Source organism: Pseudomonas sp. FFPRI_1 (genome assembly GCF_055384485.1).
Genome location: NZ_AP029168.1, coordinates 6,085,112 through 6,109,698, shown reverse-complemented (window position 1 = coordinate 6,109,698; position 24,587 = coordinate 6,085,112). Strand labels below are relative to the sequence as shown.

The following is a 24,587-nucleotide window of genomic DNA, read 5'->3' as shown; positions in this document are numbered from 1 at the left end:
GGCTCCTCAGGCGTCGGCGCTGGCTTTGATCAGGCGATCGTAGGCGTCCTGGTCCAGCAGTCGAGCGACGGCGCCGGCATCCGCAGGCATGAAGCGGAAGAACCAGCCTTCGCCCAGCGGGTCTTCGTTGACCAGTTCCGGACTGTCTTCCAGGGCCGGGTTGGTGGCGACCACCTCTCCGTCCAGGGGCATGTATACGCCACTGGCAGCCTTCACTGATTCCACGGTGGCGGCTTCCGCGCCCTTTTCGTAGTTCTGCAGTTCAGGCAGTTGCACAAACACCACATCACCCAAGGCGTTCTGGGCGAAAGCCGTGATACCCACGGTGACGCTGCCATCCGCTTCGCTACGCAGCCATTCGTGATCTTCAGTAAAACGCAACTCGCTCATGGAAACTCCTCAGGGGCCAGATTCGTCTGGTGGACGCGATTGAATGCTCGTGCAGGGCCGAGCCGAATGGCAATGTCCATAGCAAGAACACGGCCAATATTGATTTAATCGTTGTAAATCAATGCCTTGAGTGTATTGGGTGAGGTCTTGAATGTATTCTCTGTAGCGAAATCGCTACAGTCGGCGCCGTGGAAAAAAGGCTATGAGGATCAAAGCCTTGCACTGCCGCGATTATAGGCTTCTGTAGCGAAATCGTTCCGCTGTAGCGCTTTCAGTACAGACAGAGGTCGTTTTCAGGTGCGCAAATGGGTCGGCCGGTTCTTCCCGCGCGCTTGAGGCCCCGGTAGCGGCTACCGGGGATGAATGTTGCGCCCGCTGACCTTCAGGCCTTGTTGGGAATGCCGTACTTGCGCAGGCGATGGGCGATGGCGGTGTGGGAGGTCTGCAGGCGGCTGGCCAACTGCCGGGTCGAGGGATAGTTGATGTAGAGGTCTTCCAGCAGGGCTTTCTCGAAGCTCTCCACGGCCTGCTCCAGGCTCTGGACCTCGACGTCGTTCTGGCGCGCCACCGAGGTGCCGGCAATGTCCAGGTCGCCGATGTCCACCAGGTTGCTTTCGCAGATCGCCGCCGCGCGAAAGATCACGTTCTGCAACTGCCGCACGTTGCCTGGCCAACGGTTGCCCAGCAGCGCCGGGTAGGTGCCGGGAGTCAGGCGGCACACCGGGCGCTGGATCTGCGCGCAGGCCTGCTGCATGAAATAACGGGCCAGCAGGAGTATGTCCTGGCCCCGTTCACGCAGCGGCGGCACTTCCACATTCAGCACATTGAGGCGGTAGAACAGGTCTTCGCGGAAGGTGCCTTCGCTGACCATTTTCTCCAGGTCACGGTGGGTGGCGCTGAGGATCCGTACATTGACCTTGATCTCGCGGTCGCCGCCGACCCGGCGGAAGCTGCCGTCATTGAGAAAACGCAGGAGCTTGGCCTGCAGATAGGGCGACATTTCGCCGATCTCATCGAGAAATACCGTGCCCTGGTTGGCCAGCTCCATCAGGCCCGGCTTGCCCCCGCGCTGGGCGCCGGTGAAGGCGCCCGGGGCGTAGCCGAACAGCTCGCTCTCGGCGAGGTTTTCCGGCAGGGCGGCGCAGTTCAAGGCCAGGAACGGCGCATTGTGGCGCGCACTGATGGCGTGGCAGGCACGGGCCACCAGTTCCTTGCCGGTACCGGTCTCGCCCTGGATCAATAACGGCGCATCCAGCGCCGCCACTCGTTGCGCCCGGGCCTTGAGGGTGCGGATGGCCGGTGATTCTCCCAGCAGTGCATCAAAGCCTTCGGCATGGTCATGGTGCAGGGCAGAGAGTCGCTCGCCGATGCGGTTGGGTTGATACAGGGTCAGCAGGGCGCCGGCGTCGGTGATCGGCGTGGCATCCAGCAGCAGGGTCTGGCCGTTGACCATGACCTCCCGCAGCGGCAGGCGAAAGCCCTGTTCCAGCAAGGCCTCCAGCAAGGCTGGATCGGCAAACAGTTCGGCAACGCTTTCGCCCGCCGGCTCGCGGCCATACAGGGCAATCAGCGCCGGGTTGGCCAGCAGCACCTTGCCGGCACTGTCCAGGGCCAGCACCGGGTCGGTCATGGCGGCCAGCAGGGCGTCCAACTGCAAGTGGCGGCGTTGGCCGGGAAGGATGTCGACCACCGTCACCGCCTGCACGCCCTGTACGTTGAACAGTGCATCACGCAACTCTTCCAGCACCTGGGGACTCAGGGTCGGAGCGTCGATGTAGACGTTGGGCGGGACCATTTCCACCGCATCCAGGTTGAGGTTGCGTCCGCCCAGCAGGGCCAGGACTTCCTGGGTGATGCCGACGCGGTCGATGAAGCTGACGTGGATACGCATGGGGCGACTGAAGATTCTGGGAAGCGGAAGGGCGCCAGTATGCCTTGGCGCGGGGGCTTAGTCGAAATCGTCACCCATGCTGCAGGAGCCTGCTTGCCGGCGAAGGCGGGCCTGGTACCTGTGCCGGGCGTTGGGCAGTTCGCCGGCAAGCCGGCTCCTACAGAAGATGGGGGCTTATGCCAGGTGCTCGGGTTTAACCGGGTCGCCGGGCTTTACATTGAGTTGTTTGCGCACATCCTCGAACATTTCGTCGTAGTACTTGTGCATGGTGGCGATGCTGGCGTTCTTCGGCAAACCGTGTTGCTGGGCAATGCGGGTGGCGTGGCGGGCGAAGTCGAAGGCCAGGTCCTTGGCCAGGAAGAACTGCTCCTTCAGCGGCTGGCCTTCGATGGTGCCGTGCAGGGTGAACTGCATGCCCTTGCCTTCCTTGGGATCCTGGGCGACTTCGTAGTCGATGCACAGGTTGTAGCTGAAGTCGTCCTTGTTCAGCGCGTGGCGCTCGATATGCAGGTGACCGGGCTCGAACTTGGCCATAGGCGTCTCTCCAAGGCGTTGAAATGAGGGCAGGCTGCGGGCCTGCCCCAGGTTTTCACCAGCAGCGTCCTACAGGTAGCTGATGCCGGGTTTGGCCGTGCTGATGCGGGTGCCGGCCTTGCCCTGGACGATGGCTTCGATGTCCGAGAGTGAACCGATCACCGCGACTTTGCCAGTGTGCCGGGCAAACTCGCAGGCGGCCTGGACCTTGGGCCCCATGGAGCCGGCCGCGAAGCCGAGCTTCTCCATTTCATCCGGGTGGGCCTGGGCAATGGCCTTTTGAGTGGGCTTGCCGAAGTCGATGAACGCCGCGTTGACGTCAGTTGCGATCACCAGCAGATCGGCTTCCAGTTGCTCGGCCAGAAGCGCCGAGCACAGGTCCTTGTCGATCACCGCTTCGATGCCCCGCAGCTTGCCATCCTCGCCATACATGGTGGGGATCCCGCCGCCGCCAGCGCAGATCACGATGCTGCTCTTTTCCAGCAGCCACTTGATCGGACGGATCTCGAAAATGCGCTTGGGTTTCGGGCTGGCCACCACGCGACGGTACTTGTCACCGTCCGGGGCAATGGCCCAGCCTTTTTCCTTGGCCAGTTTCTCGGCTTCTTCCTTGCTGTACACCGGGCCAATGGGCTTGGTCGGGTTCTTGAAGGCCGGGTCCTTGGCGTCCACTTCGACCTGGGTCAGCAAGGTGGCAAATGGCACCTCGAAGTCCAGCAGGTTGCCCAGTTCCTGTTCGATGATGTAGCCGATCATGCCTTCGGTCTCGGCACCGAGCACGTCCAGCGGGTAGGGTGAAACCTGGGTGTAGGCGGCCGCTTGCAGCGACAGCAGGCCCACCTGCGGGCCATTGCCGTGGGCGATCACCAGTTGGTTGCCGGGATGGACCTTGGCGATCTGTTCGGTGGCGATGCGGATATTGGCGCGTTGATTGTCCGCGGTCATGGGTTCACCACGGCGGAGCAGGGCGTTACCGCCCAGTGCAACGACGATACGCATAATGCAGTCCTTCTAGAGGCTCTGCGGGAGCCGGCTGACCGGCTCCCGAGAGAAGGGGAGGGGTTACAGGTCGGCCAGGGTCGAAACCAGGATCGCCTTGATGGTGTGCATGCGGTTTTCCGCCTGCTCGAAGGCGATGCAGGCTGGGGACTCGAACACGTCGTCGGTGACTTCGATGCCGTTGGCCAGGTGCGGGTACTGTTCGGCAATCTGCTTGCCGACCTTGGTGTCGCTGTTGTGGAAGGCTGGCAGGCAGTGCATGAACTTGGTCCGTGGGTTGCCGGTGGCCTTCATCAACTGGGCATTGACCTGGTACGGCAGCAGTTGCTCGATGCGTTCTGCCCAGGCTTCCACCGGCTCGCCCATGGAGACCCAGACGTCGGTGTGGATGAAGTCCACGCCCTTGACCGCAGCTTTCGGGTCTTCGGTGAGGGTGATGCGGGCGCCGCTTTCTTCTGCGTACTTCTTGCAGCGCTGCACCAGGTCGTCATGGGGCCACAGCGCTTTCGGCGCGCAGATGCGCACGTCCATGCCCAGCTTGGCGCCCACCAGCAGCAGCGAGTTGCCCATGTTGTTGCGGGCGTCACCCAGGTAGGCGTAGCTGATCTCGTGGATCGGCTTGTCGGCGTGCTCGCGCATGGTCAGCACGTCGGCGATCATTTGCGTCGGGTGGTATTCATCGGTCAGGCCGTTGAATACCGGCACCCCGGCGAACTTCGCCAGTTCCTCGACGATTTCCTGCTTGAAGCCGCGGTACTCGATGGCGTCGTACATGCGCCCCAGAACGCGGGCGGTGTCCTTCATGCTTTCCTTGTGGCCGATCTGCGAGGAGTTGGGGTCGATGTAGGTGACGTTGGCACCCTGGTCATAGGCCGCCACTTCGAAGGCGCAGCGGGTGCGGGTCGAGGTTTTCTCGAAGATCAGGGCGATGTTGTTGCCCTTCAGGTGCTGCTGCTCGGTGCCGGTGTACTTGGCGCGCTTGAGGTCGCGGGAGAGGTCGAGCAGGTAGCGCAGCTCACGTGGGGTGTGGTGTTCCAGGCTGAGCAGGTTACGGTTGTGGATATTGAAAGCCATGATGGATCTCCTTTGATTTCGGTCGTCCACTTGCCGAGGCCCTTTGTGGGGGCAACGGCAAGCTGCTATGTCGGATAAGGGGCGCTTAGTAGTCGATCGGGTCGCGGATGATCGGGCAGGTCATGCAGTGACCGCCCCCGCGACCGCGGCCCAGTTCACCGGCGCTGATAGTGATGACCTCGACCCCGGCCTTGCGCAGCAGGGTGTTGGTGTAGGTGTTGCGGTCGTAGCCGATGACCACGCCCGGCTCCACGGCCACCACGTTGTTGCCGTCGTCCCATTGCTCGCGCTCGGCGGCGAAGCTGTTGCCGCCGGTTTCCACGACGCGCAGGGTCTTGAGGTTGAGGGCCGCGGCCACGGTGTCGAGGAAGCTGGTTTTTTCCTGCTGGATATCGATGCCGCCGGGCTTGCTCTCGTCAGGACGCAGGGTGAAGGCGACGATCTGGTTGACCACTTCGGGGAAGATGGTGACCAGGTCGCGATCGCAGAAACTGAACACGGTGTCCAGGTGCATGGCCGCACGGGATTTCGGCAGGCCGGCGACGATGACGCGCTCCACAGCCTTGTGCTTGAACAGGTTCAGGGCGAGCTGGCCGATGGCCTGGCGGGATGAGCGTTCGCCCATGCCGATCAGCACCACGCCGTTGCCGATCGGCATCACGTCGCCGCCTTCCAGGGTGGCGTTGCCGTGTTCCTGGTCGGGATCGCCATACCAGATCTGGAAGTCGGCGTTGGTGAACTCCGGGTGGAACTTGTAGATGGCGGTGGTCAGCAGGGTTTCCTGACGTCGCGCCGGCCAGTACATCGGGTTCAGGGTCACGCCGCCATAGATCCAGCAGGTGGTGTCGCGAGTGAACTGGGTATTGGGCAGTGGCGGCAGGATGAAGCTCGAGTGGCCGAGGAAGTCGCGGAACATCTCGATGGTCTTGCCACCGAAGCTGCTCGGCAGGTCATCGGCCGACACGCCGCCGATCAGGTACTCGGCAACCTTGCGTGGCTCCAGGCTGCGCAGCCATGAACCGACTTCGTTGACCAGGCCCAGGCCGACCTGGTTGGCGGTGATCTTGCGCTCCAGAATCCAGTCCAGGGCTTCGGGGATGGCGACGATGTCGGTCAGCAGGTTGTGCATCTCCAGCACATCGATGTCCCGCTCACGCATCTTGGTCACGAAGTCGAAGTGGTCGCGTTTGGCCTGGGCCACCCACAGCACATCATCGAACAGCAGTTCGTCGCAGTTGTTCGGGGTCAGCCGCTGATGGGCCAGGCCTGGGGAGCAAACCATGACTTTGCGCAGTTTGCCGGCTTCGGAATGGACGCCGTACTTAACTTTTTCCGTGGTCATTACTGTGATCCTCCAGAGACAAAACAATCAGGGGTGTTGCTTTCAAGGCAGAGCTATAGGGTCAGGAAGCCGTCGTAGAGTCCGTAGGCCGCCACCAGGGCGCCTATGACCACCGCGGCAAAAATCAGCTTCTCGACGTTGGTGAAAATCGGTTTGTGCAGTTCCATCTTGGCCTTGGCGAACAGCACCACGCCGGGGGCGTAGAGCAGTGCCGAGAGCAGCAGGTACTTGACCCCGCCGGCGTACAGCAGCCAGATCGCGTAGAGCAGGGCGATGCTGCCGATGATCAGGTCCTTCTTGCGTTCGGCCAGGGCCTGTTCATAGCTTTCGCCGCGCACCGCAAGCAGTACCGCGTAGGCCGCCGACCACAGGTAGGGCACCAGGATCATCGAGGTGGCGAGGTAGATCAGCGACAGGTAGGTACTGGCCGAGAACAGGGTGATGACCAGGAAGATCTGCACCATGGCGTTGGTCAGCCACAGGGCGTTGGCCGGTACGTGGTTGGCGTTTTCGCGGCGCAGGAACTCCGGCATGGTGTGGTCCTTGGCGGCGGCGAACATGATCTCCGCACACAGCAGCACCCACGACAGCAGGGCACCCAGCAGCGAGATGATCAGGCCGACGCTGATCAGCACCGCACCCCAGTGGCCCACTACGTGCTCGAGCACGGCGGCCATGGACGGGTTCTGCAGCTTGGCCAGTTCCGGCTGGGTCATGATCCCCAGGGACAGCACGTTCACCAGCACCAGGAACAGCAGCACGGTGATGAAGCCGATGACGGTGGCCTTGCCCACGTCCGAGCGCTTTTCCGCCCGGGAGGAGAAGATGCTCGCGCCTTCGATGCCGATGAACACCCAGACGGTGACCAGCATCATGTTGCGTACCTGGTTCATCACGCTGCCCAGGTCAGGGTTCTTCACGCCCCAGATGTCGGCGGTGAAGATGTCCAGCTTGAAGGCGAACAGGGCGATCAGCACGAACAGCAGCAGCGGCACCACCTTGGCGACGGTGGTCACCAGGTTGATGAAGGCGGCCTCCTTGATCCCGCGCAGGACCAAAAAGTGCACGGCCCACAGCAGCACCGAGGCGCCGATCACCGCGGCCGGGGTGTTGCCCTCGCCAAAGATCGGGAAGAAATAGCCCAGGGTGCTGAACAGCAGGACGAAGTAGCCGACGTTGCCCAGCCAGGCGCTGATCCAGTAGCCCCAGGCCGAGGAAAAGCCCATGTAGTCGCCGAATCCGGCCTTGGCATAGGCGTAGACGCCGCCATCTAGGTCAGGCTTTCGATTGGCCAGGGTCTGGAATACGAATGCCAGGGTCAACATGCCGACTGCGGTAATTGCCCAACCAATAAGAACAGCACCGACATCGGCACTAGCGGCCATGTTTTGCGGCAGGGAGAAGATTCCTCCGCCAATCATGGAACCCACTACCAAGGCGACTAATGCGCCAAGTCTTAGTTTACCGGGGGATTCAGACATTGCATGACTCCAATGCAGGAGGAGAGAGACGTCAGAATAAATCTGCCTGGACTACGAACAGCTGACTCAGATCAGTTCATTGCTGCATTCCGTTGTGAATGAATGACTTAAGATTTATTGCGGGAGGTAGAATGCTGCCCGGAGAGGGCCATTCCAGAGGCGTTTCTTGCTCCTTGTCAGTAGCGGTTCTGATTGTCGACGTCGATTGACGCTAGACTGTTTTGACGAATGTGCAAATCTCTCTGGGTGTTTAGTTAATCACTTGGTAGTGATGGCACTTAGTACATCTCCTTAACAAAACAGTCGGTTATTCAGTGCCTTCTGCCGGGTGTCTCGGGTGTTGCCGCAGCAAGGATGGTTAATTGACTGTTACTGTTAGACGCAAATTTGTAGAAGTTATTTAATAAGCTGTAGCTTTATCGCCAGATCGGCTCACTGAATGCAGAGGTAGGGATGTCACAACCGGCGCAGAAGCTTCAACTCGGTGCACTGATCGCGCTGGTAGTGGGGTCCATGATTGGCGGGGGAATCTTCTCCCTGCCGCAGAACATGGCGGCCCGCGCCGATGCTGGTGCGGTGCTGATCGGCTGGGGGATCACGGCGGTCGGCATGCTGACCCTGGCATTCGTGTTCCAGACCCTGGCCAACCGCAAGCCGGAGCTCGATTCCGGGGTCTATGCCTATGCCAAGGCCGGTTTTGGCGACTACATGGGATTCTCTTCCGCCTGGGGCTACTGGATCAGTGCCTGGCTGGGCAACGTCGGCTACTTCGTCCTGCTGTTCAGCACCCTGGGCTATTTCTTTCCGGTGTTCGGCCAGGGCAATACGCCGATAGCCATCGGCTGCGCCTCGTTGCTGTTGTGGGCCGTGCACTTTCTGGTCCTGCGCGGGATCAAGGAGGCCGCCTTCATCAACCAGCTGACCACGGTCGCCAAGATCGTGCCGCTGGTGATGTTCATCGTCATTGCCGCCGTGGCCTTCAAGGCGGATATCTTCACCCGCGACATCTGGGGCCGTAGCAATCCGAACTTCGGCGGGGTGATGGACCAGGTGCGCAACATGATGCTGGTCACGGTGTTCGTGTTCATCGGCATCGAGGGCGCCAGCGTCTATTCGGCCCGGGCGCAGAAGCGCGCAGACGTCGGGCGAGCCACCGTGATCGGTTTTATCGGCGTGCTGGCGCTGCTGGTACTGGTGAACGTGCTGTCCTTGGGGATCATGAGCCAGCCGGAACTGGCCAAGCTGCAGAACCCGTCCCTGGCGGCGGTGCTGGAGCATATCGTCGGGCCCTGGGGGGCCTTGCTGATCAGCATTGGCCTGGCGGTGTCGCTGCTGGGGGCGCTGTTGTCCTGGGCTTTGCTGTGCGCGGAAATCCTCTATGCCACGGCCAGGGACCGGACCATGCCGGCTTTCCTGAAGAAGGAAAACGCCAACCACGTGCCGGTCAATGCCTTGTGGCTGACCAACGTGATGATCCAGCTGTTCCTGCTGATCACCCTGTTTTCCGCGGGCACCTACACCAGCCTGATCTACCTGGCGTCGTCGATGATCCTGGTGCCCTACCTGTGGTCGGCGGCCTATGCGGTGCTGCTCAGCGGTCGTGGCGAAACCTACGAGCAGGCCTCCGGTGAACGGATGAAGGACCTGTTCATCGCCACCGTGGCCCTGAGCTACGCGATCTGGCTGCTGTATGCCGGCGGCTTGAAGTACCTGCTGCTGTCGGCCTTGTTGTATGCGCCGGGGGTGATCCTGTTCGCCAAGGCCAAGCATGAGCAGGGCGAGCCGTTGTTCACCCCGCTGGAAAAGCTGATCTTCGCGGCTGTGGTCATCGGCGCCTCATTGGCGGCCTATGGCTTGTACAGCGGCCTGCTGGCGCTGTGATTCATCACCTGCCCTACCAGGGCGCCTACGACTGGCCGGCGATGCTGGGCTTTCTCAGGGCCCGCGCCATCGAAGGCCTGGAGGTGGTGCAGGGCGATACTTATGCCCGCACCTTCGCGCTGGAAGGGGGGCAAGGCATCTTGAGTGTCTGCCCGGGGCCTGCCGGCCATTTGCAGGTGCAGTTGCAGATGGCCGAGCAGGCCCTGCTGCCCCAGGTGCTGGCGCGCTTGCGCCGGCAATTCGATCTGGACGCGAACCTGCCCCTGATCAACCGCCATCTGGCCCGTGATCCGCTGCTCGCGCCATTGCTGGCGGCACGCCCGGGCCTGCGAGTGCCCAGGGCCTGGGACGGTTTCGAGCTGGCCATTCGCGCCGTGCTGGGCCAGCAGATCACCGTGCAGGGCGCGATCCGCTTGGCGGGCAAACTGGTGGCGGTGCATGGCCGGTTGCTGGCCAGTCCCGACCTGCAGTGGCCCGCTTTGACCCACCTGTTTCCCACTCCCCAGGTGCTGTCCACTGCCAACCTGGCCGACCTGGGAATGCCCCGCAGCCGGGCACGCACGCTGTCTGCCGTGGCCCAGGCCTTGCTCGACGATCCACTCCTGCTCGAACCCAGGGCCAGCCTGCAACAGGGGGTGGAGCGCCTGTTGCAATTGCCGGGAATCGGCGATTGGACCGCGCAATACATCGCCCTGCGCCAGTTGTGCGAGAGCGATGCCTTTCCGGCGGCGGACGTAGGCCTGTTCAACGCTGTGGCACGTCTGCAGGGGCTGCGGCCCAATGCCCGCCAACTGCTGGCCCAGGCCGAGGCCTGGCGGCCGTGGCGCGGTTATGCGGCGCAGCATTTGTGGGCGGCCATGGGCTGAAACTGTTCGCTGGTCCCTGGAGGAACCGGTTTGCCAGCGAACCGGACCTTGAGCCTTGCGCGCCCCTGGGGCTTTTTCGCTGGCAAGCCAGCTCCTACGGGATCAACTGGCAGCCTAGGCCTTCACCACCATCTGGGGCGATGGGCGCCCAGGGCGGTGGCCGGGCAACTCCACTGCACCGGCGTTCCATTGATGTGCAACGGCACCCGCAGGCGCCGCGCCGGCCCCCAAGGGGTCTGCTCCAGCAGCAGCCCCTGATCCTCGTGGTCTTCGGGGCGCAGTGGAATTTCGGCGGTCGCTGACGGGGAATGATCAACCAGCAACTGGGCGGTACGGGCCAGGGACAGGCGCGCCGATGCGCCCTGGTCGCCGCTCAGGGACCGGGTCAGTGCCCGCAGGGCGCTGGCTGCCATCAGGTAACCGGTGGCGTGATCCAGGGCCTGGACCGGCAGTGGCACAGGCCTGTCCGCGGCTTTCCAGGCCATCCCGGCTTCGGCGATGCCGCAGCTCATCTGCACCAGGCTGTCGAAGCCCCGGCGGTTGCGCCAGGGGCCGCTCCAGCCGTAGGCATTGAGGCTGACTTCGATCAGCCCCGGAGCGATTTTCTGGCGTGCCTGGGCGTCATAACCCAGGTGTTCCAGGGCATCGGCGCGGTAGCCATGCAGAAGCAGGTCGGCCTGCGCCAGCAGGCCTTCGAACAGGGCACGCTGCTCAAGGTCGTGCAGATCGAGGCGCGTGCAGCGTTTGCCCAGGGTCACCTCCGGCTCCAGGGCCGGCTCGTTCCAGTGTGGCGGATCGATGCGCAACACCTCGGCGCCCAGCCCCGCCAGCAGGCGGCTGGCCACCGGTCCAGCCAGGACCCGGGTCAGGTCCAGTACCTTGAGCCCGGCCAGGGGCCGGTCGACGCGGCCGCTCCAGGCCTTGTGCCGCTGATCGGCCTGGGGCAGCCAGTGCACCAGGGGTTCGCTGTTTACAGCCTGGCCCTGGGGGTGGGCCTGCCACTGCGCCCAGCTGCGCATCTGCGCGGCACAACCGCCCTGGTCGACTATCGCCTGCTCCAGTTCCAGGGCGTTCCAGGTGGCCACCTGGGCAGCCATGGCCGAGCGTTCGGTCACCGCTCCCAGCACCCGTTCGGCGGCGGCCCGGTGCTGAGGTGCGTTGGTGTGCAGGCGAATCCAGCCGTCGCGGGTGGCGTAGTCGCCGGCAATCGGGTCCCAGGGTGATGGTAGGCTCCAGCCCTGCGGGCGGATCGAGCTGGCGAACCAGAACGAGGCCAGGCGCCGGTCGACGCTGACCTCTGGCAGGCGTCCGGTCTGGTTGTACAGGAGTTCAGCGACTGCCTGCCCGGCAGCGGTAATGCTGGCGCTGGCCAGGTCGGTCACGGCGAAGGCCGAGGGCAGGGCGCCCTGGCCGGTTTGCCGGAGGCTTGATGACGCCAGGCCCAACGCGGCCTGGATGGATGTGAGTAACTCGGTCATGGCCCACTCCGCGAATCAGAGGAGGGCATTGCACCCTGAAACTGCCGCGGCTGTCGATCACCCCTGGTCATTGGCCGCGGCTGGCGCCGGAGCAGCGTTTACACGCGGAACTGATCCATGAGTTTCATTTGCTGGGTGGCCAGGGCATTGAGCTGGCTGCTGACCTGGGCCGACTCACTGGCCTGTTCGGTCAGGGTTTCGGTCACGCTGCGAATCGCCGAAACGTTGCGGTTGACCTCCTCGGCCACGGCGCTCTGCTGTTCGGCGGCGCTGGCGATCTGCAGGTTCATGTCGCTGATCACCGTGACCGCATCGCTGATCTTGCCCAGGGCCTGGACCGCCTGCTGGATCTGCCCGGCGTTGTTCTGCGCCTGGTTCTGGCTGGCGTGCATGGTGGTGACCACATCACGGGTGCCGCTCTGGATCCGCTCGATCACCACGCGGATTTCCTCCACCGAGTCCTGGGTACGCTTGGCCAGGTTGCGCACCTCATCGGCCACCACCGCAAAGCCGCGGCCGCTTTCACCGGCACGGGCCGCTTCGATGGCGGCATTGAGGGCCAGCAGGTTGGTCTGTTCGGCAATGCTGCGGATCACCTCCAGCACCGAACCGATCTGCTCGCTGCTCACCGCCAGGGCTTCGACTTCGCTCACCGCCTTGCTCACCTCATCGGCCAGCAGGCTGATGTCCCGGGTGCTGCGTTCGATGATGGTCAGGCCGTCCTTGGCCGACTGGTCGGCGCCGCGGGCCGCCTGGGCGGCGTTCGAGGCGCTGTTGGCAACGTCGTGGGCCGTGGCGCTCATTTCGTTGGAAGCGGTTGCCACCTGGTCGATCTCGCGGAACTGCACCTGCATGCCTTCGCTGGTCTGACGGGCGATTTCCGAAGACTGGTCGGCGGTGCCGCGGGCTTCGATGATGCTCTGCTTGATCTGGGCAATGGTCGGCTGCAGCTTGTCGAGGAAGCGGTTGAACCAGCTGACCAGCTCGCCCAGTTCATCTTTCTTGCTGTAGTCCAGGCGTTGGGTCAGGTCGCCGTCGCCGCTGGCGATGGCCTTGAGCATCTGCGCCACGCTGTTGATCGGCCGGGTCACGCCCGAGGCGCTGAGCCAGATCAGCAGCAGGCCCAGGAGGCCGGCGCCGATGGCCACCAGGACGGTTTTCAGGGTGCCGCTGGTCTGGGCTTCATCCAACAGGTTCTGCAGCTTCACCGAGTCGGCCAGCAGCACCTGTTGCGGCAGGTCGATGGTGATGCCCCAGGGCTTGGCATCGGCAATCGGGCTGAAGGGATAGACCGCACGGATCAGTTCGCCCTGGTGCAAAACCTTGCTCTGGCTGCCGGTGAGGACCGCGAGGATGTCCTTGCCCGGGGCACCGAGGGTTTCACTGATGTTCTTGCCGACCTGGCTGGCATCGGCGCCCACGGCTGCCAGCAGACCGCTGCCGGCGACGATCATCATGTGCCCGGCACCGTCGAACAGGAAGCGCTGGGATTCACCGGCGGCGGCCTGCAGGGAGTCCAGGGCGATGTCGACGCCGATGACCCCGATCACCTTGCCGTCTACCAGCAGCGGCAGGGAAATGGTGGTCATCAGCACCTGCTTCTTGTCCTCGCCGATGGTGTCGGCGTAGGGGTCGAGCAGGCAGGTCCGGCGGCTGTCGCGGGGGCAGGTGTACCAGACGTTGTAGGGGGTGCCGCTGAGGTTGAGGGTGGTCTTGGTCAGGTCGTCTTCCACCATCACGGTGTTCAACTGCTGGCCACCGGAGCGGCTCCAGTAGGTCGCAAAGCGCCCGCGCTCGTTGGAAGCCCGGCGCGCGTCGTTGAGAAATTCGCTGTCCTTGCCATCCAGGGCATTGGGCTCATAGGCGAGCCAGATGCCGAGCACCTTGGGATTGCGCTCGAAGGCGGTCTTCAGGCTGTGGTTGAGTTCTTCGCGCAGGGCCGCGGCGTCCAGGCCACGCTTGCTCGCCATGTCGCGCAGGTCGCGTACCTGATCCGCCAGGGCGGTGATCACCAGGTTGCTTTCACCGAAGGTTTTCTGCACGCGCACTGCCTGGTCGGCAGCCTTGGCCTGGAGCAGCTCTTCGACCCCGGCGGTCAGCATCCGGGTGCTCGAGGTATTGACCAATTGGTTGTTCTGCCGGCTCTGGTACAGGTTCATGCCGACGATCAGCGCCACCACACCCAACAGGCACAGTCCGGACAACAGCACGATTTTCAGGCGAATGGAGAGAGAGTCGAACATGGGGGGCGATCTCGCGAAAGGACGGGTGAAAGCACGGGGTCGGATGATCCCGGTCGCCAAATCCATTCAGCGCCATGCCCGGAACATCGGCTCGGGAGGTCTTTGCGTGAGGTGCTGCCGACGAACGGTCATGACCTTGACATATATGTCCTCGGCGCAGAGGGCATAGCCGCCAGGAGCCGGGATTCAGGAGGTGTGCGGCAGGGCTTCGGGGCGTGACCAGATCCACAGGTTGCCCAGGGTCATGCCGGCAATCGCGGCGTACAGGGTCCAGTGATGGTTGAGCAGGGTCAGCATCAGGCCGGCGCACAGCAGCATGCTGACGGTGGCGCTGACCTTGGCCTTGCGGCTGATGATCCGGCCGTTGCGCCAGTTGCTGAGGATCGGGCCGAACAGGCGGTGGTTTTCCATCCAGGCGCTGAGGCGGGGCGAGCTTTTCGTGGCAGCCCAGGCGGCCAGGAGGATGAACTCGGTGGTGGGCAGGCCCGGGACGACGATGGCGATCAGGCCGATAGCCAGGCTGACATAGGCCAGCACGCCGAACAGCAGGCGGGAAATCTTTGACGAGGAGGGGCGGGTGCGGGTCATGGTTTCGATGATGAGGTAACGCGCCGGGCGGCTCAATGCACCGACCGACAAAATGCCGCTGCGAACCGGGTGGCCGCTCTAGCCTGGCCCCCCGGTTCGCAACTACGCGGGTCAGGCCGGTTGTGCATCGCTGGCGTAAGCCTGTTCCAGCAGCACGGTGAAGCGGTTGAAGGCATCCAGGGCGCCTTTTTCAGCGGCGGCTTCTTCTTCGGCAGTGAACTCCAGGCCGTCGAGGATGCGAGTGAAGGTTTTCCAGCCTTCGGCACGGCCACCGGCCGGCTCGCCCAGGTGACGGGCACCGAAGGTTTCGCTCATGCCCAGGTTCACCGCGCGCTTGATCAGGAATGCGGCGCCGAGCTTGGAGCCCTCGGAGACGAAGATCCAGCCCAGGGCTTCGGCTTTACTCGGGTTGCTGACGGCGCCGGCTACCGGTGCCGGGATCTCGGTTTCCAGGTCGGCGAGGTCGGCCTTGGCCGCTTCGGCGCGGCACCGCTCGGCCAGGTCCGGAACGATCTTGATCAGTTCGGCATCGTTGTACAGGCTTACCAGTTCCGACTGGAACAGGTACTGGGCGACTACGAAGCGGGCGAACGCACCCTGGGTTTCAAAGGGCGCGTGGGCCTTGACCAGAGCGTCGAGCTTGGAGTGCGGCTCGTGGGTGATCTGGTTCAGGCGTTGGGAGCGCAGGTGGTGACGCTGGGCGGAATCCTGGGAGGTCATGCAGATGTCCTTGAGAATGAGAGGCACTTAGTGACTAGACGAACAAGAAGACGCGACACAGTAAAAAATCCTCACTGCCCTGGATGAAAAAGAGCAGTGAGGCGCTGGCGCATCAGATATCCCAGACCAGATTGACCGAGAAGTTGCGGCCCGGCTGGGTCAGGCGGTCGAGGTTGGCGGGGGCGGTCTGGCCGGCCTCACCGACGCTGTCGTAGCCGCGCACGTCGTCCCAGTTCCAGTATTTCTTGTCGGTCAGGTTGTACAGGCCGGCATTGACAGTCAGGTCATCAGTGACCTTGTAGAACCCGGTCAGGTCGAGGATGCCGAAGCCCGGAGTCTTGAACTGGCTGCTGGTGGTGCGGCCGTCTGGAGCCTTGAAGGTGCTGTCGTCGACACGGTCCTTGCGCTTGACCAGGGTCCAGCTCAGCAGCGCGCCATAGTTGTCCTGGTCGTAGCCCAGGCCGAACACGCCCTTGAGCGGGTTGACGCTGTTGATCGGCTCGCCGTTGTCATTGTTGCGACCGTAGGCATAGGCCACCGAACCGATGCTGTACAGGCCTTGCGGAGCACCGAAGGCGTCGAGGTTGAGGCGACCCTTGGCTTCGGCGCCCTTGATGGTGGCGTGCTTGATGTTGTTGCTCTGGATGACGGTCTGCAGGGCACCGGCGGTAATCGCGTCTTCGTTGATGAAGTCGCGGTACTGGTTGTAGAACACCGACACATCGAAGTTGCCTGCGTCGAAATTGCCGCGCAAGCCGGTTTCATAGCTCTTGCTGGTTTCCGGCTTGAGGTTGGCGTTGGGCTCCACGATGTAGCCGGTGGCGATGTTTTCAAAGCGCCCGTACAGCGCCTTGGCCGACGGCGTGCGGAACCCTTCGGAGTACTGGCCATAGCCGGTGTAGTGCTCGTCAAAGGCGTAGGTCAGGCCGAACTTGGGCGAGACACGGTGCCAGGTCTTTTTATCGTCACTGACCGGGAAGGCGCCGGTGGGGTTGGCGACGTTGAGGAACTCCTGGGTCAGCTTCGGCTTGAGCTGGGTGTAGTCGTAGCGCAGCCCGGGAGTGAAGGTCCAGGCGTTCCAGCTGATCTGGTCCTGGGCGAACAGGCTGTAGGTGTTGATGGTCGGGTCCGGGAAGTCGCTGGACTTCTTCACGCTGTCACTGGCGGTCGGGCTGGGCGCTCCGACGGCCGTGCAGCCGGCACCGACTTTCAGGCACGTAGCGGTGCCGAACCGCGAGCCGGTGACTTTCTGCTGCTTGAGGGTGGTGCCGTAGGTCAACTGGTGATCGGTATCCCCCAGGGCGAAAGCCTTTTCCAATTGCGCGTCGAACACCCATTGCTTTTCTTGGTACAGCGTCTGGCGTTCACGCAGTACGTCGCGGGCCACCGGGGAGAAGACCGATACCGGGTTGTAGCGTTCGGAGGTGGTCTGGTCGGTCTTGGCGATCTGGTAATTCAGGCTCCACTTGATCTGGTCTGCAATGGGCGAGTTCAGGGCGAAGCGGTTTTCCAGGCCGAAACGTTCCCGGGTAATGGTGTCGTTGCCGACTCGCGAGCGATACCAGTTCTGCCCTACGCCATTGAGGAACAGGCCGCCCACCGCGCTTTTCTGGTTGGTGTCGCGGTCATCCTTGTACTTCTCGTAGGTCAGGCCCAGACGTGCGTCGTCTGCATAGTTCCAGCCGAGCTTGGCCAGCACGTTGGTGGTGCGGGCGTCTTCCGGGTTGGCTGCGGTGCGATTGAGCCCGGTGCCGTTGTTGCTGCCGTAGGATTCGGTTTCATGACCGTCACGCTGGCTCAGGTGCAACAGGCCGTCGAATTCGCCGACACGCCCGGCGAAGGTGCCGGATTTCAGCCAGCTTTCGTCAGCCGAGCTGTAGCCGGCCTTCAGCCGGGCGCCGAAATCCTGGCCCGGCTTGATGATGTCGTCGGCGTCCAGGGTGTAGTAGCTGACGGCGCCGCCAATGGCGCTGCTGCCGTAGAGTACCGAGGCCGGGCCACGAAGGATTTCCACGCGCTTGACGATTTCCGGGTCGACATAGTTGCGATTGGTCTTGGCGTAGGGGCCACTGAAGAAATGGTCGGGCACTTCGACGCCGTCCACCTGGGTGAGGATCCGGTCGCTGTCGATGCCGCGGATGTTGTAGCCGCTGATGCCTGCGCGCTGTCCGGCGCCGCCGACGGAAACCCCCGGTTCATAACGCACCAGTTCCTTGATGGTGTTGACGTTCTGGCGGTCCAGTTCTTGTCGGGTGTGCACGCTGACGGTACTCGGTACCGAGCTGACGTCCTGCTCCTGGCGGGTGGCGCTGATGGTCACCTGCTGCAGGTTCACTACGTTCGCAGCGCTGCGTTTTTCCAGCACGATGTTGTTGTTGCCCAGCTTGCGGTAGCTCAGGCCGGTGCCGCTCAGCAGTCGATCCAGGGCCTTCTCCGGGGGCAGCGAACCGCGCACGCCCGGGGAGGCGACGCCCGTACCCAGCTCGGCAGGCAGGCCCACTTGCCAGCCGGTGACGGCGGTAAAGGCGTTGAGCGCCGAGACCAGCGGTTGCTGGCCAATGGCGAAGCTGTAGTTGCCCATGCGCTGGCTGGACGGTGCCGGGGCGTCGGCGGCCATGGCAGACGTGGCGTGGGTACCGGCCAGCAGAATCGCTGCGGTGAGCAGCGACAGGGTGCAGTTCTGCAGGCGGGCAGCGGAAACAGAGGATCGGCTGTTGAGGCGAGGGGACATCGAAAGCGCTCCGGGTCGCACGAAACTTTTATAGGTGCAGATGCGCATACAAAATGCGAATCAGTTGCATTGGCTATAACGAGACGTACGACCTGCCGCTATCGCGTAAAAATAATTATTCTCAGTTGAGGATCACCAGCGCGGGGAACTCCGACAAGCGTGCCGAGGTGATGTGGGCCAGGGAGCGCACCACGTCCAGGGGCTGGTCCAGGCGGTAGTTGCCGGTCACCGCGACCTGCGCCAGGTGCTCGTTGTTGTTGACGATCCAGCCAGGGTAATAGCGGCGCAGTTCGGCCAGCACCTGGCTCATTGGGCAGTTTTCGAATACCAGGCGGCCCTGGACCCAGGCCAGGTCCTTGGCGGCATCGAGCTTGGCCGGGCGATCGAAGCCCTGGGGGCCGACGCGCACGCTTTCCCCGGCCGACAGGCGCAGGCGCTGGTCGGCGTGGGTGGCCCGAAGGTCGATGTCGCCGCGCTGCACCTGGACCTGGGCGACGCCGTCCAGGTAGCGCACGGCAAACGTGGTGTCGCGCACGCTGGCGCGGACCGGGCCGGCGTCCAACTCCAGAGGCAGCTCGCGGCTGGCCGGTATCTCGAAGAAGGCTTCACCCTGGTACAGCCGGGCTACCCGCTGGTGATCGTCGATATCGCTGGAAAACGCCGAGTTGGTGTTGAGCAGGACTTTCGATCCATCCTCCAACTGCAAGCGCTGGCGTTCGCCGACCTGGGTCAGATGGTCGGCCTGCAGGCGCAGGGGCAGATTGCTGAAACTGAACAGCCCGAGTAGCAGCATCGCGGCGGTCGCCAGGGGTTTCCAGTGGGGGCGCAGGCGGGCCAGGCGCGAGACCTTGGGTGGCGGGGAGGCAAGCGCCAGGGCGCATTGCGCCACCTGGGGACCATCCCACAGGGCCTGGGCTTTTTCGAAGGCTTGGGCGTTGAGTGGCGAAGCGGCCAGCCACTGGTGGAATTGGCGCACCTGCTCCTCGTTCGGATGTTCCAGCTCGATCAGCCAATCCAGCGCCTGATCCATGGCAAGGTTGCTTGAGTGCGAGCCGGCAGCGGTAGGCGGCTCGGCGCTGTGAAAATCCGTCACGGGTGTTCCTCGGCTGTGTCTGTGCACAGCTGTTTTTTCAAGAGAGAGCGAAAGCCGGCCAAGGTTAACAAAGGCATGGCGCTGACGCAGTCATTCTGATTAGCCGTTGAGACTCACTGACCGTCGAGACGTTCGGCGACGCCAATGCAAATCGCCATGATCAGTTTCAGTTCCTTCTGCACCGTGCTCAGGGACACTCCGAGTTCATCGGCGATTTCCTGGTAACTATGGCCGTGCAGGCGGCTGAGGATGAAAATCTGCTGCTGGCGCGGGCTGAGCTGGCCGAGACTGAGGTTCAGGCGTTCCAGCAGTTGTTCGGCGTGGGCGGCATCTTCGGCGCTGCTGACCGGGGCGGCGATGTTTTCCACCACGTCTGCCGGTACGTCTTCGAGCAGCATGCGGCCCTGGATGCGTCGGGCGCGCAGGTGATCGAGCGCCAGGTTGCGCGCAGTCTGGAATACAAAGGGCTCAAGGTGGGTGATCGGCCGTTCGGTGAGGGCGCGGGTCACCCGCAGATAGGTCTCCTGCAGCAGGTCTTCGGCGGTGCTGTGGTTGTTGACCATCCGCTCCAGCGTTCGCAGCAGAGAAATCCGTTGGGTGAGGAAGACGTGATTGAAGTGCGATTGACTCACAGCAAGGCCTGATCCAATTTGTGCAGCAGATGATAATGATTGTCATCTACACCAATGGTCAAGCCCTGTGTGAATTATCCCCGGCCGGCCAGGTAGGCCTGATAGTCGGGAATCCGGTGTTCGTGGGCCTGGTTCATCAGCGGGCTGCTGAGCAGGTAGTCGGCGCTGCATTCATTGCAGGCCACAGGAATGTTCCACACCGCTGCCACTCGCAGCAGGGCCTTGATGTCCGGATCGTGGGGCTGAGGTTCGAAGGGGTCCCAGAAGAACACCAGCAGGTCGACCCGCTGCTCGGCGATCTGCGCCCCCAGTTGCTGATCGCCGCCCAGGGGGCCGCTGATCATGCTTTCCACCGGCAGGCCCAGGTGCTTGCTCAGCAGCAGGCCGGTGGTGCCGGTGGCCACCAGTTGATGTTCGGCGAGCCGGGACTTCTGGCGTTCGGCCCACTCCAGCAGAAAGGCCTTGCAGTGGTCATGGGCGACCAGGGCGATGCGTTTGCGCGCCGCCATGGTCTTGTGCGTGAAACTGATACCGATCATCGACGACCGTCCGTTTTATTCCGCGTTGCACAGGGCCAGGCAGTTATCCAGCATGCGGTTGGAGAACCCCCACTCGTTGTCGTACCAGGCCAGGACCTTGAGCAGGCGGCCGCCGCTGACCTTGGTGTGGTTGGCGTCGAAGATCGACGACAGCGGGTTGTGGTTGAAGTCGCTGGAAACCAGCGGCAGGGTGTTGTAGCCAAGGATCTTCGAGTGCTGGCTGGCGCTCTTGAGCAGGGCGTTGACTTCCTCGACGCTGGTGTCGCGCTTGAGGGTCACGGTCAGGTCCACCAGGGAGACGTTGATCACCGGTACTCGCACGGCCATGCCGGTCAGTTTGCCCGCCAGTTCCGGCAGCACCAGGCCCACGGCTTCCGCGGCGCCGGTCTTGCTCGGGATCATGTTCTGGGTCGCCGAGCGGGCGCGGTACGGGTCGGTGTGGTAGACGTCGGTGAGGTTCTGGTCGTTGGTGTAGGCGTGGATGGTGGTCATCAGACCGTTTTCGATACCCAGTTCGCGGTGCAGCACCTGCGCCACCGGCGCCAGGCAGTTGGTGGTGCAGGAAGCGCTGGAGATGATCTGGTGCGACTGGCGCAGGATGTCGTGGTTGACCCCATAGACCACGGTGGCATCAGCGCCTTTGGCCGGGGCCGAGATGATCACTTTGCGGGCGCCGGCAGTAAGATGGGCCGCGGCTTTGGTGCGCTCGGTGAACAGGCCGGTGCATTCGAACACCACGTCGATCTTTTCCGCGGCCCAGGGCAGGTCGGCCGGGTTGCGGATGGCGCTGACGGCGATGCGGTCGCCATTGACCGTGAGGCTTTCCTGATCGTGCTCGATCTGAGCGTCGAAGGTGCCGTGGACGGTGTCGTATTTGAGCAGGTGGGCATTGATCGCGCTGTCACCCAGATCGTTGATGGCGACGATCTGCAGATCCTGACGATAGCCTTGGGTATAGAGTGCGCGCAGGACGTTACGGCCGATGCGGCCAAAACCATTGATTGCGATTCGAAGAGTCATGTGCAAACGCCTGTCGTTAAATTTGTTGTTGGAATTACAAGATTATTCGCATAGAAATAGAAAACAAGCCTTTTTAGTGGCAATATTTTGTTTTATCTACAACGAGTGACCTGAATCAACTGGTCCAAATGGTCAGGAATCTCCTCCGTTCTTCCTGGGCGGCGGTGCTTCTGACCAGCATAGACAAACAGGTCGCCACATCCGTTAGCCTGGAGTTCTACACATGCATCCCCGCGTTCTTGAGGTCACCGAACGGCTTATCGCCCGCAGTCGCGCCACTCGCCAGGCCTATCTCGCACTGATCCGCGATGCCGCCAGCGATGGCCCGCAGCGGGGCAAGCTGCAATGTGCGAACTTCGCCCACGGCGTGGCCGGTTGTGGCACCGACGACAAGCACAACCTGCGGATGATGAATGCGGCCAACGTGGCAATTGTTTCGTCATATAACGACATGCTGTCCGCCCACCAGCCTTACGAGGTGTTTCCCGAGCAGATCAAGCGCGCCCTGCGCGAGATCGGTTCGGTGGGGCAGTTCGCCGGCGGCACCCCGGCCATGTGCGATGGCGTGACCCAGGGCGAGGCCGGCATGGAACTGAGCCTGCCGAGCCGCGAGGTGATTGCGCTGTCCACGGCGGTGGCCCTGTCCCACAACATGTTCGATGCCGCGCTGATGCTGGGGATCTGCGACAAGATCGTTCCGGGCCTGATGATGGGCGCCCTGCGCTTTGGCCATCTGCCGACCCTCTTCGTGCCGGGCGGGCCGATGGTCTCGGGGATCTCCAACAAGCAGAAGGCCGATGTGCGCCAGCGCTACGCCGAAGGCAAGGCCAGCCGCGAGGAGCTGCTGGAGTCGGAAATGAAGTCCTACCACAGCCCCGGCACTTGCACCTTCTATGGCACCGCCAATACCAATCAGTTGTTGATGGAGGTCATGGGCCTGCACTTGCCGGGCGCCTCCTTCGTCAACCCCAACACCCCTCTGCGCGATGCCCTGACCTTTGAGGCCGCGCAGCAGGTCACTCGCCTGACCAAGCAGAGCGGCCAGTTCATGCCCATCGGCGAGATCGTCGACGAGCGCGTGCTGGTCAATTCCATTGTCGCCCTGCACGCCACCGGCGGCTCCACCAACCACACCCTGCACATGCCGGCGATTGCCATGGCCGCGGGCATCCAGTTGACCTGGCAGGACATGGCCGACCTTTCCGAGGTGGTGCCGACCCTGTCCCACGTCTATCCCAACGGCAAGGCCGACATCAACCACTTCCAGGCGGCGGGGGGCATGTCGTTCCTGATTCGCGAGCTGCTGGAAGCCGGCCTGCTGCACGAAGACGTCAACACCGTGGCCGGGCGTGGCCTGAGCCGCTACACCCAGGAACCCTTCCTCGACAACGGCAAGCTGGTGTGGCGTGAAGGGCCGATCGAAAGCCTCGACGAAAACATCCTGCGGCCGGTGGCCCGGGCCTTCTCGCCGGAAGGCGGGCTGCGGGTCATGGAAGGCAACCTCGGGCGCGGGGTGATGAAGGTTTCTGCCGTGGCCCTTGAGCACCAGATCGTCGAGGCTCCGGCCGTGGTGTTCCAGGACCAGCAGGACCTGGCCGACGCGTTCAAGGCCGGCCTGCTGGAGAAAGACTTCGTCGCAGTGATGCGCTTCCAGGGCCCGCGCTCCAACGGCATGCCCGAGTTGCACAAGATGACCCCGTTCCTCGGCGTGTTGCAGGATCGCGGCTTCAAGGTGGCACTGGTCACCGACGGGCGCATGTCCGGTGCCTCGGGCAAGATCCCGGCAGCCATCCATGTCAGCCCCGAAGCCCAGATGGGCGGCGCGCTGGCCCGGGTGCTGGACGGTGACATCATTCGTGTGGATGGCGTAAAAGGCACCCTTGAGCTTAAGGTGGACGCCGCCGAGTTCGCTGCCCGAGAACCGGCCCAGGGCCTGCTGGGCAACAACGTCGGCAGCGGCCGCGAACTCTTCGCCTTCATGCGCATGGCCTTCAGCTCGGCAGAGCAGGGCGCCAGCGCCTTTACCTCTGCTCTGGAGACGCTCAAGTGAAACTGGCCCTGGTCGGTGATATCGGTGGTACCAACGCGCGGTTCGCGTTGTGGAAGGATCAACGGCTGGAGGCGATCCAGGTCCACGCGACGGCGGACTATCGCTGCCCGGAGGACGCCATCAAGGCCTACCTGCAGGAGCAGGGCCTGGCCCTGGGCAGCATCGGCTCGGTGTGCCTGTCGGTGGCGGGCCCGGTCAGTGGTGACGAGTTCCGCTTTACCAACAACCACTGGCAGCTGAACCGCGAGGCCTTCTGCCAGGTCTTGCAGGTCGACCGGTTGCTGCTGGTCAACGACTTTTCGGCCATGGCCCTGGGCATGACCCGTTTGCAACCCCATGAGTTTCGCGTGGTGTGCGAGGGGGTCGCCGAACCCTCGCGTCCGGCGGTGGTGATCGGCCCGGGCACGGGCCTGGGGGTGGGCACCCTGCTGAATTTCGGCGAGGGGCGTTACATGGCCTTGCCGGGGGAGGGCGGCCACGTCGACCTGCCCCTGGGCAGCCCGCGAGAAACCCAGCTCTGGCAGCACATTCACGATGAAATCGGCCATGTCAGCGCCGAGACGGCCCTGAGCGGCAGCGGGTTGCCCAGGGTCTACCGGGCGATCTGCGCCGTGGACGGCCATGCGCCGCAACTCGACACCCCGGAGGCCATCACCGCCGCCGGGCTGGCGGGCGACCCGATCGCCCGAGAAGTGCTGGAGCAGTTCAGTTGCTGGCTGGGTCGGGTGGCGGGCAACAACGTGCTGACCACCGGGGCCCGGGGCGGGGTGTACATCGTCGGCGGGGTGATTCCGCGCTTTGCCGACTTTTTCATCCAGAGCGGCTTTGCCCAGAGCTTTGCCGACAAAGGCTGCATGAGCGACTACTTCAAGGGCATTCCCGTGTGGCTGGTCACCGCGCCCTATTCCGGCCTGACCGGTGCCGGCGTGGCTCTGGAGCAAGCCTCGGCCTGACCTGGCCGGTCAAGGTGGAGGTGGCCTGCCCCGCAGCGATTGCCCGGGCAGGCCCGCCAACACAATCTGCGGCTTTGGCGCC

At 63.3% G+C, this 24,587-nt stretch carries 20 protein-coding genes; 4 read left to right on the top strand and 16 right to left on the bottom strand.

What is annotated here, in order from left to right:
* Nucleotides 1-6 precede the first annotated feature (6 nt).
* The 7 genes from gcvH to arcD (ACZ5BO_RS27165) all read right to left on the bottom strand — a co-directional run bounded on the left by gcvH (nt 7) and on the right by arcD (ACZ5BO_RS27165) (nt 7,711).
* Nucleotides 7-390 carry a glycine cleavage system protein GcvH gene (gcvH, locus tag ACZ5BO_RS27195; protein WP_464697032.1) on the bottom strand — a complete coding sequence of 128 codons (384 nt, stop codon included), beginning with the start codon at nt 388-390 and terminating at the stop codon, nt 7-9.
* A 382-nt stretch (nt 391-772) separates the two neighbouring features.
* Complete coding sequence (locus ACZ5BO_RS27190; RefSeq protein ID WP_025126825.1) at nt 773-2,281, bottom strand: sigma-54-dependent transcriptional regulator; 1,509 nt, start codon at nt 2,279-2,281, stop codon at nt 773-775.
* 174 nt (nt 2,282-2,455) lie between these two features.
* Nucleotides 2,456-2,815 carry a DUF5064 family protein gene (locus ACZ5BO_RS27185; protein WP_025126826.1) on the bottom strand — a complete coding sequence of 120 codons (360 nt, stop codon included), beginning with the start codon at nt 2,813-2,815 and terminating at the stop codon, nt 2,456-2,458.
* Between the two features lie 69 nt (nt 2,816-2,884).
* Complete coding sequence (arcC, locus tag ACZ5BO_RS27180) at nt 2,885-3,814, bottom strand: carbamate kinase (RefSeq protein ID WP_025126827.1); 930 nt, start codon at nt 3,812-3,814, stop codon at nt 2,885-2,887.
* A 63-nt stretch (nt 3,815-3,877) separates the two neighbouring features.
* Entirely contained in the window at nt 3,878-4,888 is a 1,011-nt protein-coding gene (locus ACZ5BO_RS27175) for an ornithine carbamoyltransferase (protein WP_025126828.1), read from the bottom strand.
* Nucleotides 4,889-4,973: 85 nt separating this feature from the next.
* Entirely contained in the window at nt 4,974-6,230 is a 1,257-nt protein-coding gene (gene arcA, locus ACZ5BO_RS27170; protein WP_025126829.1) for an arginine deiminase, read from the bottom strand.
* A gap of 53 nt (nt 6,231-6,283) precedes the next feature.
* Nucleotides 6,284-7,711, bottom strand: coding sequence for an arginine-ornithine antiporter (arcD, locus tag ACZ5BO_RS27165; RefSeq protein ID WP_011062888.1), 1,428 nt, complete (start codon nt 7,709-7,711; stop codon nt 6,284-6,286).
* Between the two features lie 453 nt (nt 7,712-8,164).
* Here arcD (ACZ5BO_RS27165) and arcD (ACZ5BO_RS27160) point away from each other — a divergent pair, with 453 nt between their 5' ends.
* Together arcD (ACZ5BO_RS27160) and ACZ5BO_RS27155 are read left to right on the top strand one after the other, a co-directional pair.
* Nucleotides 8,165-9,592, top strand: a complete 1,428-nt coding sequence (arcD, locus tag ACZ5BO_RS27160) for an arginine-ornithine antiporter (RefSeq protein WP_025126830.1) — start codon at nt 8,165-8,167, stop codon at nt 9,590-9,592.
* Nucleotides 9,589-10,458, top strand: coding sequence for a DNA-3-methyladenine glycosylase family protein (locus ACZ5BO_RS27155; RefSeq protein ID WP_464697031.1), 870 nt, complete (start codon nt 9,589-9,591; stop codon nt 10,456-10,458). Before arcD (ACZ5BO_RS27160) ends, ACZ5BO_RS27155 begins: the two co-directional genes overlap by 4 nt.
* 122 nt (nt 10,459-10,580) lie before the next feature.
* On the opposite strand, the gene ACZ5BO_RS27150 is transcribed toward ACZ5BO_RS27155, so the two are convergent.
* The 9 genes from ACZ5BO_RS27150 to gap all read right to left on the bottom strand — a co-directional run bounded on the left by ACZ5BO_RS27150 (nt 10,581) and on the right by gap (nt 21,502).
* Nucleotides 10,581-11,936: a CoA transferase gene (locus ACZ5BO_RS27150; protein ID WP_464697030.1), complete on the bottom strand. Its 1,356-nt coding sequence runs from the start codon at nt 11,934-11,936 to the stop codon at nt 10,581-10,583.
* Nucleotides 11,937-12,034: 98 nt separating this feature from the next.
* Nucleotides 12,035-14,179 (bottom strand): methyl-accepting chemotaxis protein, encoded by a 2,145-nt coding sequence (locus tag ACZ5BO_RS27145; RefSeq protein ID WP_464697029.1) that lies wholly within the window; start codon nt 14,177-14,179, stop codon nt 12,035-12,037.
* A 186-nt stretch (nt 14,180-14,365) separates the two neighbouring features.
* Nucleotides 14,366-14,767, bottom strand: coding sequence for a YbaN family protein (locus tag ACZ5BO_RS27140; RefSeq protein WP_025126834.1), 402 nt, complete (start codon nt 14,765-14,767; stop codon nt 14,366-14,368).
* A gap of 111 nt (nt 14,768-14,878) precedes the next feature.
* Nucleotides 14,879-15,487, bottom strand: a complete 609-nt coding sequence (locus ACZ5BO_RS27135; RefSeq protein ID WP_464697028.1) for a biliverdin-producing heme oxygenase — start codon at nt 15,485-15,487, stop codon at nt 14,879-14,881.
* A 112-nt stretch (nt 15,488-15,599) separates the two neighbouring features.
* Entirely contained in the window at nt 15,600-18,218 is a 2,619-nt protein-coding gene (locus ACZ5BO_RS27130) for a TonB-dependent receptor (RefSeq protein WP_464697027.1), read from the bottom strand.
* A gap of 121 nt (nt 18,219-18,339) precedes the next feature.
* Nucleotides 18,340-19,311, bottom strand: coding sequence for a FecR family protein (locus tag ACZ5BO_RS27125; RefSeq protein WP_025126837.1), 972 nt, complete (start codon nt 19,309-19,311; stop codon nt 18,340-18,342).
* Between the two features lie 113 nt (nt 19,312-19,424).
* Nucleotides 19,425-19,943: an RNA polymerase sigma factor gene (locus ACZ5BO_RS27120; protein ID WP_025126838.1), complete on the bottom strand. Its 519-nt coding sequence runs from the start codon at nt 19,941-19,943 to the stop codon at nt 19,425-19,427.
* Between the two features lie 74 nt (nt 19,944-20,017).
* Nucleotides 20,018-20,482: a methylglyoxal synthase gene (locus ACZ5BO_RS27115; RefSeq protein ID WP_025126839.1), complete on the bottom strand. Its 465-nt coding sequence runs from the start codon at nt 20,480-20,482 to the stop codon at nt 20,018-20,020.
* Nucleotides 20,483-20,497: 15 nt separating this feature from the next.
* On the bottom strand, nt 20,498-21,502 hold the full coding sequence (gap, locus tag ACZ5BO_RS27110) for a type I glyceraldehyde-3-phosphate dehydrogenase (protein WP_025126840.1): 1,005 nt from the start codon (nt 21,500-21,502) through the stop codon (nt 20,498-20,500).
* A gap of 223 nt (nt 21,503-21,725) precedes the next feature.
* Between gap and edd the strand changes: the two genes are divergently transcribed.
* Both edd and ACZ5BO_RS27100 read left to right on the top strand, forming a co-directional pair.
* On the top strand, nt 21,726-23,552 hold the full coding sequence (edd, locus tag ACZ5BO_RS27105; protein WP_025126841.1) for a phosphogluconate dehydratase: 1,827 nt from the start codon (nt 21,726-21,728) through the stop codon (nt 23,550-23,552).
* Entirely contained in the window at nt 23,549-24,505 is a 957-nt protein-coding gene (locus ACZ5BO_RS27100; RefSeq protein ID WP_464697026.1) for a glucokinase, read from the top strand. The genes edd and ACZ5BO_RS27100 overlap by 4 nt, the downstream gene beginning before the upstream one ends.
* Nucleotides 24,506-24,587: the final 82 nt, after the last annotated feature.

Excerpts from the sequence above, each read along its gene's own strand:
- arcA (WP_025126829.1), bottom strand. The coding sequence starts at position 6,230 with ATGACCACGGAAAAAGTTAAGTACGGCGTCCATTCCGAAGCCGGCAAA.
- ACZ5BO_RS27130 (WP_464697027.1), bottom strand. The coding sequence starts at position 18,218 with ATGTCCCCTCGCCTCAACAGCCGATCCTCTGTTTCCGCTGCCCGCCTG.
- ACZ5BO_RS27190 (WP_025126825.1), bottom strand. The coding sequence starts at position 2,281 with ATGCGTATCCACGTCAGCTTCATCGACCGCGTCGGCATCACCCAGGAA.
- edd (WP_025126841.1), top strand. The coding sequence starts at position 21,726 with ATGCATCCCCGCGTTCTTGAGGTCACCGAACGGCTTATCGCCCGCAGT.
- arcD (WP_011062888.1), bottom strand. The coding sequence starts at position 7,711 with ATGTCTGAATCCCCCGGTAAACTAAGACTTGGCGCATTAGTCGCCTTG.
- arcD (WP_025126830.1), top strand. The coding sequence starts at position 8,165 with ATGTCACAACCGGCGCAGAAGCTTCAACTCGGTGCACTGATCGCGCTG.
- ACZ5BO_RS27140 (WP_025126834.1), bottom strand. The coding sequence starts at position 14,767 with ATGACCCGCACCCGCCCCTCCTCGTCAAAGATTTCCCGCCTGCTGTTC.
- ACZ5BO_RS27150 (WP_464697030.1), bottom strand. The coding sequence starts at position 11,936 with ATGACCGAGTTACTCACATCCATCCAGGCCGCGTTGGGCCTGGCGTCA.
- ACZ5BO_RS27185 (WP_025126826.1), bottom strand. The coding sequence starts at position 2,815 with ATGGCCAAGTTCGAGCCCGGTCACCTGCATATCGAGCGCCACGCGCTG.
- ACZ5BO_RS27135 (WP_464697028.1), bottom strand. The coding sequence starts at position 15,487 with ATGACCTCCCAGGATTCCGCCCAGCGTCACCACCTGCGCTCCCAACGC.
- gcvH (WP_464697032.1), bottom strand. The coding sequence starts at position 390 with ATGAGCGAGTTGCGTTTTACTGAAGATCACGAATGGCTGCGTAGCGAA.
- ACZ5BO_RS27175 (WP_025126828.1), bottom strand. The coding sequence starts at position 4,888 with ATGGCTTTCAATATCCACAACCGTAACCTGCTCAGCCTGGAACACCAC.
- gap (WP_025126840.1), bottom strand. The coding sequence starts at position 21,502 with ATGACTCTTCGAATCGCAATCAATGGTTTTGGCCGCATCGGCCGTAAC.
- ACZ5BO_RS27115 (WP_025126839.1), bottom strand. The coding sequence starts at position 20,482 with ATGATCGGTATCAGTTTCACGCACAAGACCATGGCGGCGCGCAAACGC.
- ACZ5BO_RS27145 (WP_464697029.1), bottom strand. The coding sequence starts at position 14,179 with ATGTTCGACTCTCTCTCCATTCGCCTGAAAATCGTGCTGTTGTCCGGA.
- arcC (WP_025126827.1), bottom strand. The coding sequence starts at position 3,814 with ATGCGTATCGTCGTTGCACTGGGCGGTAACGCCCTGCTCCGCCGTGGT.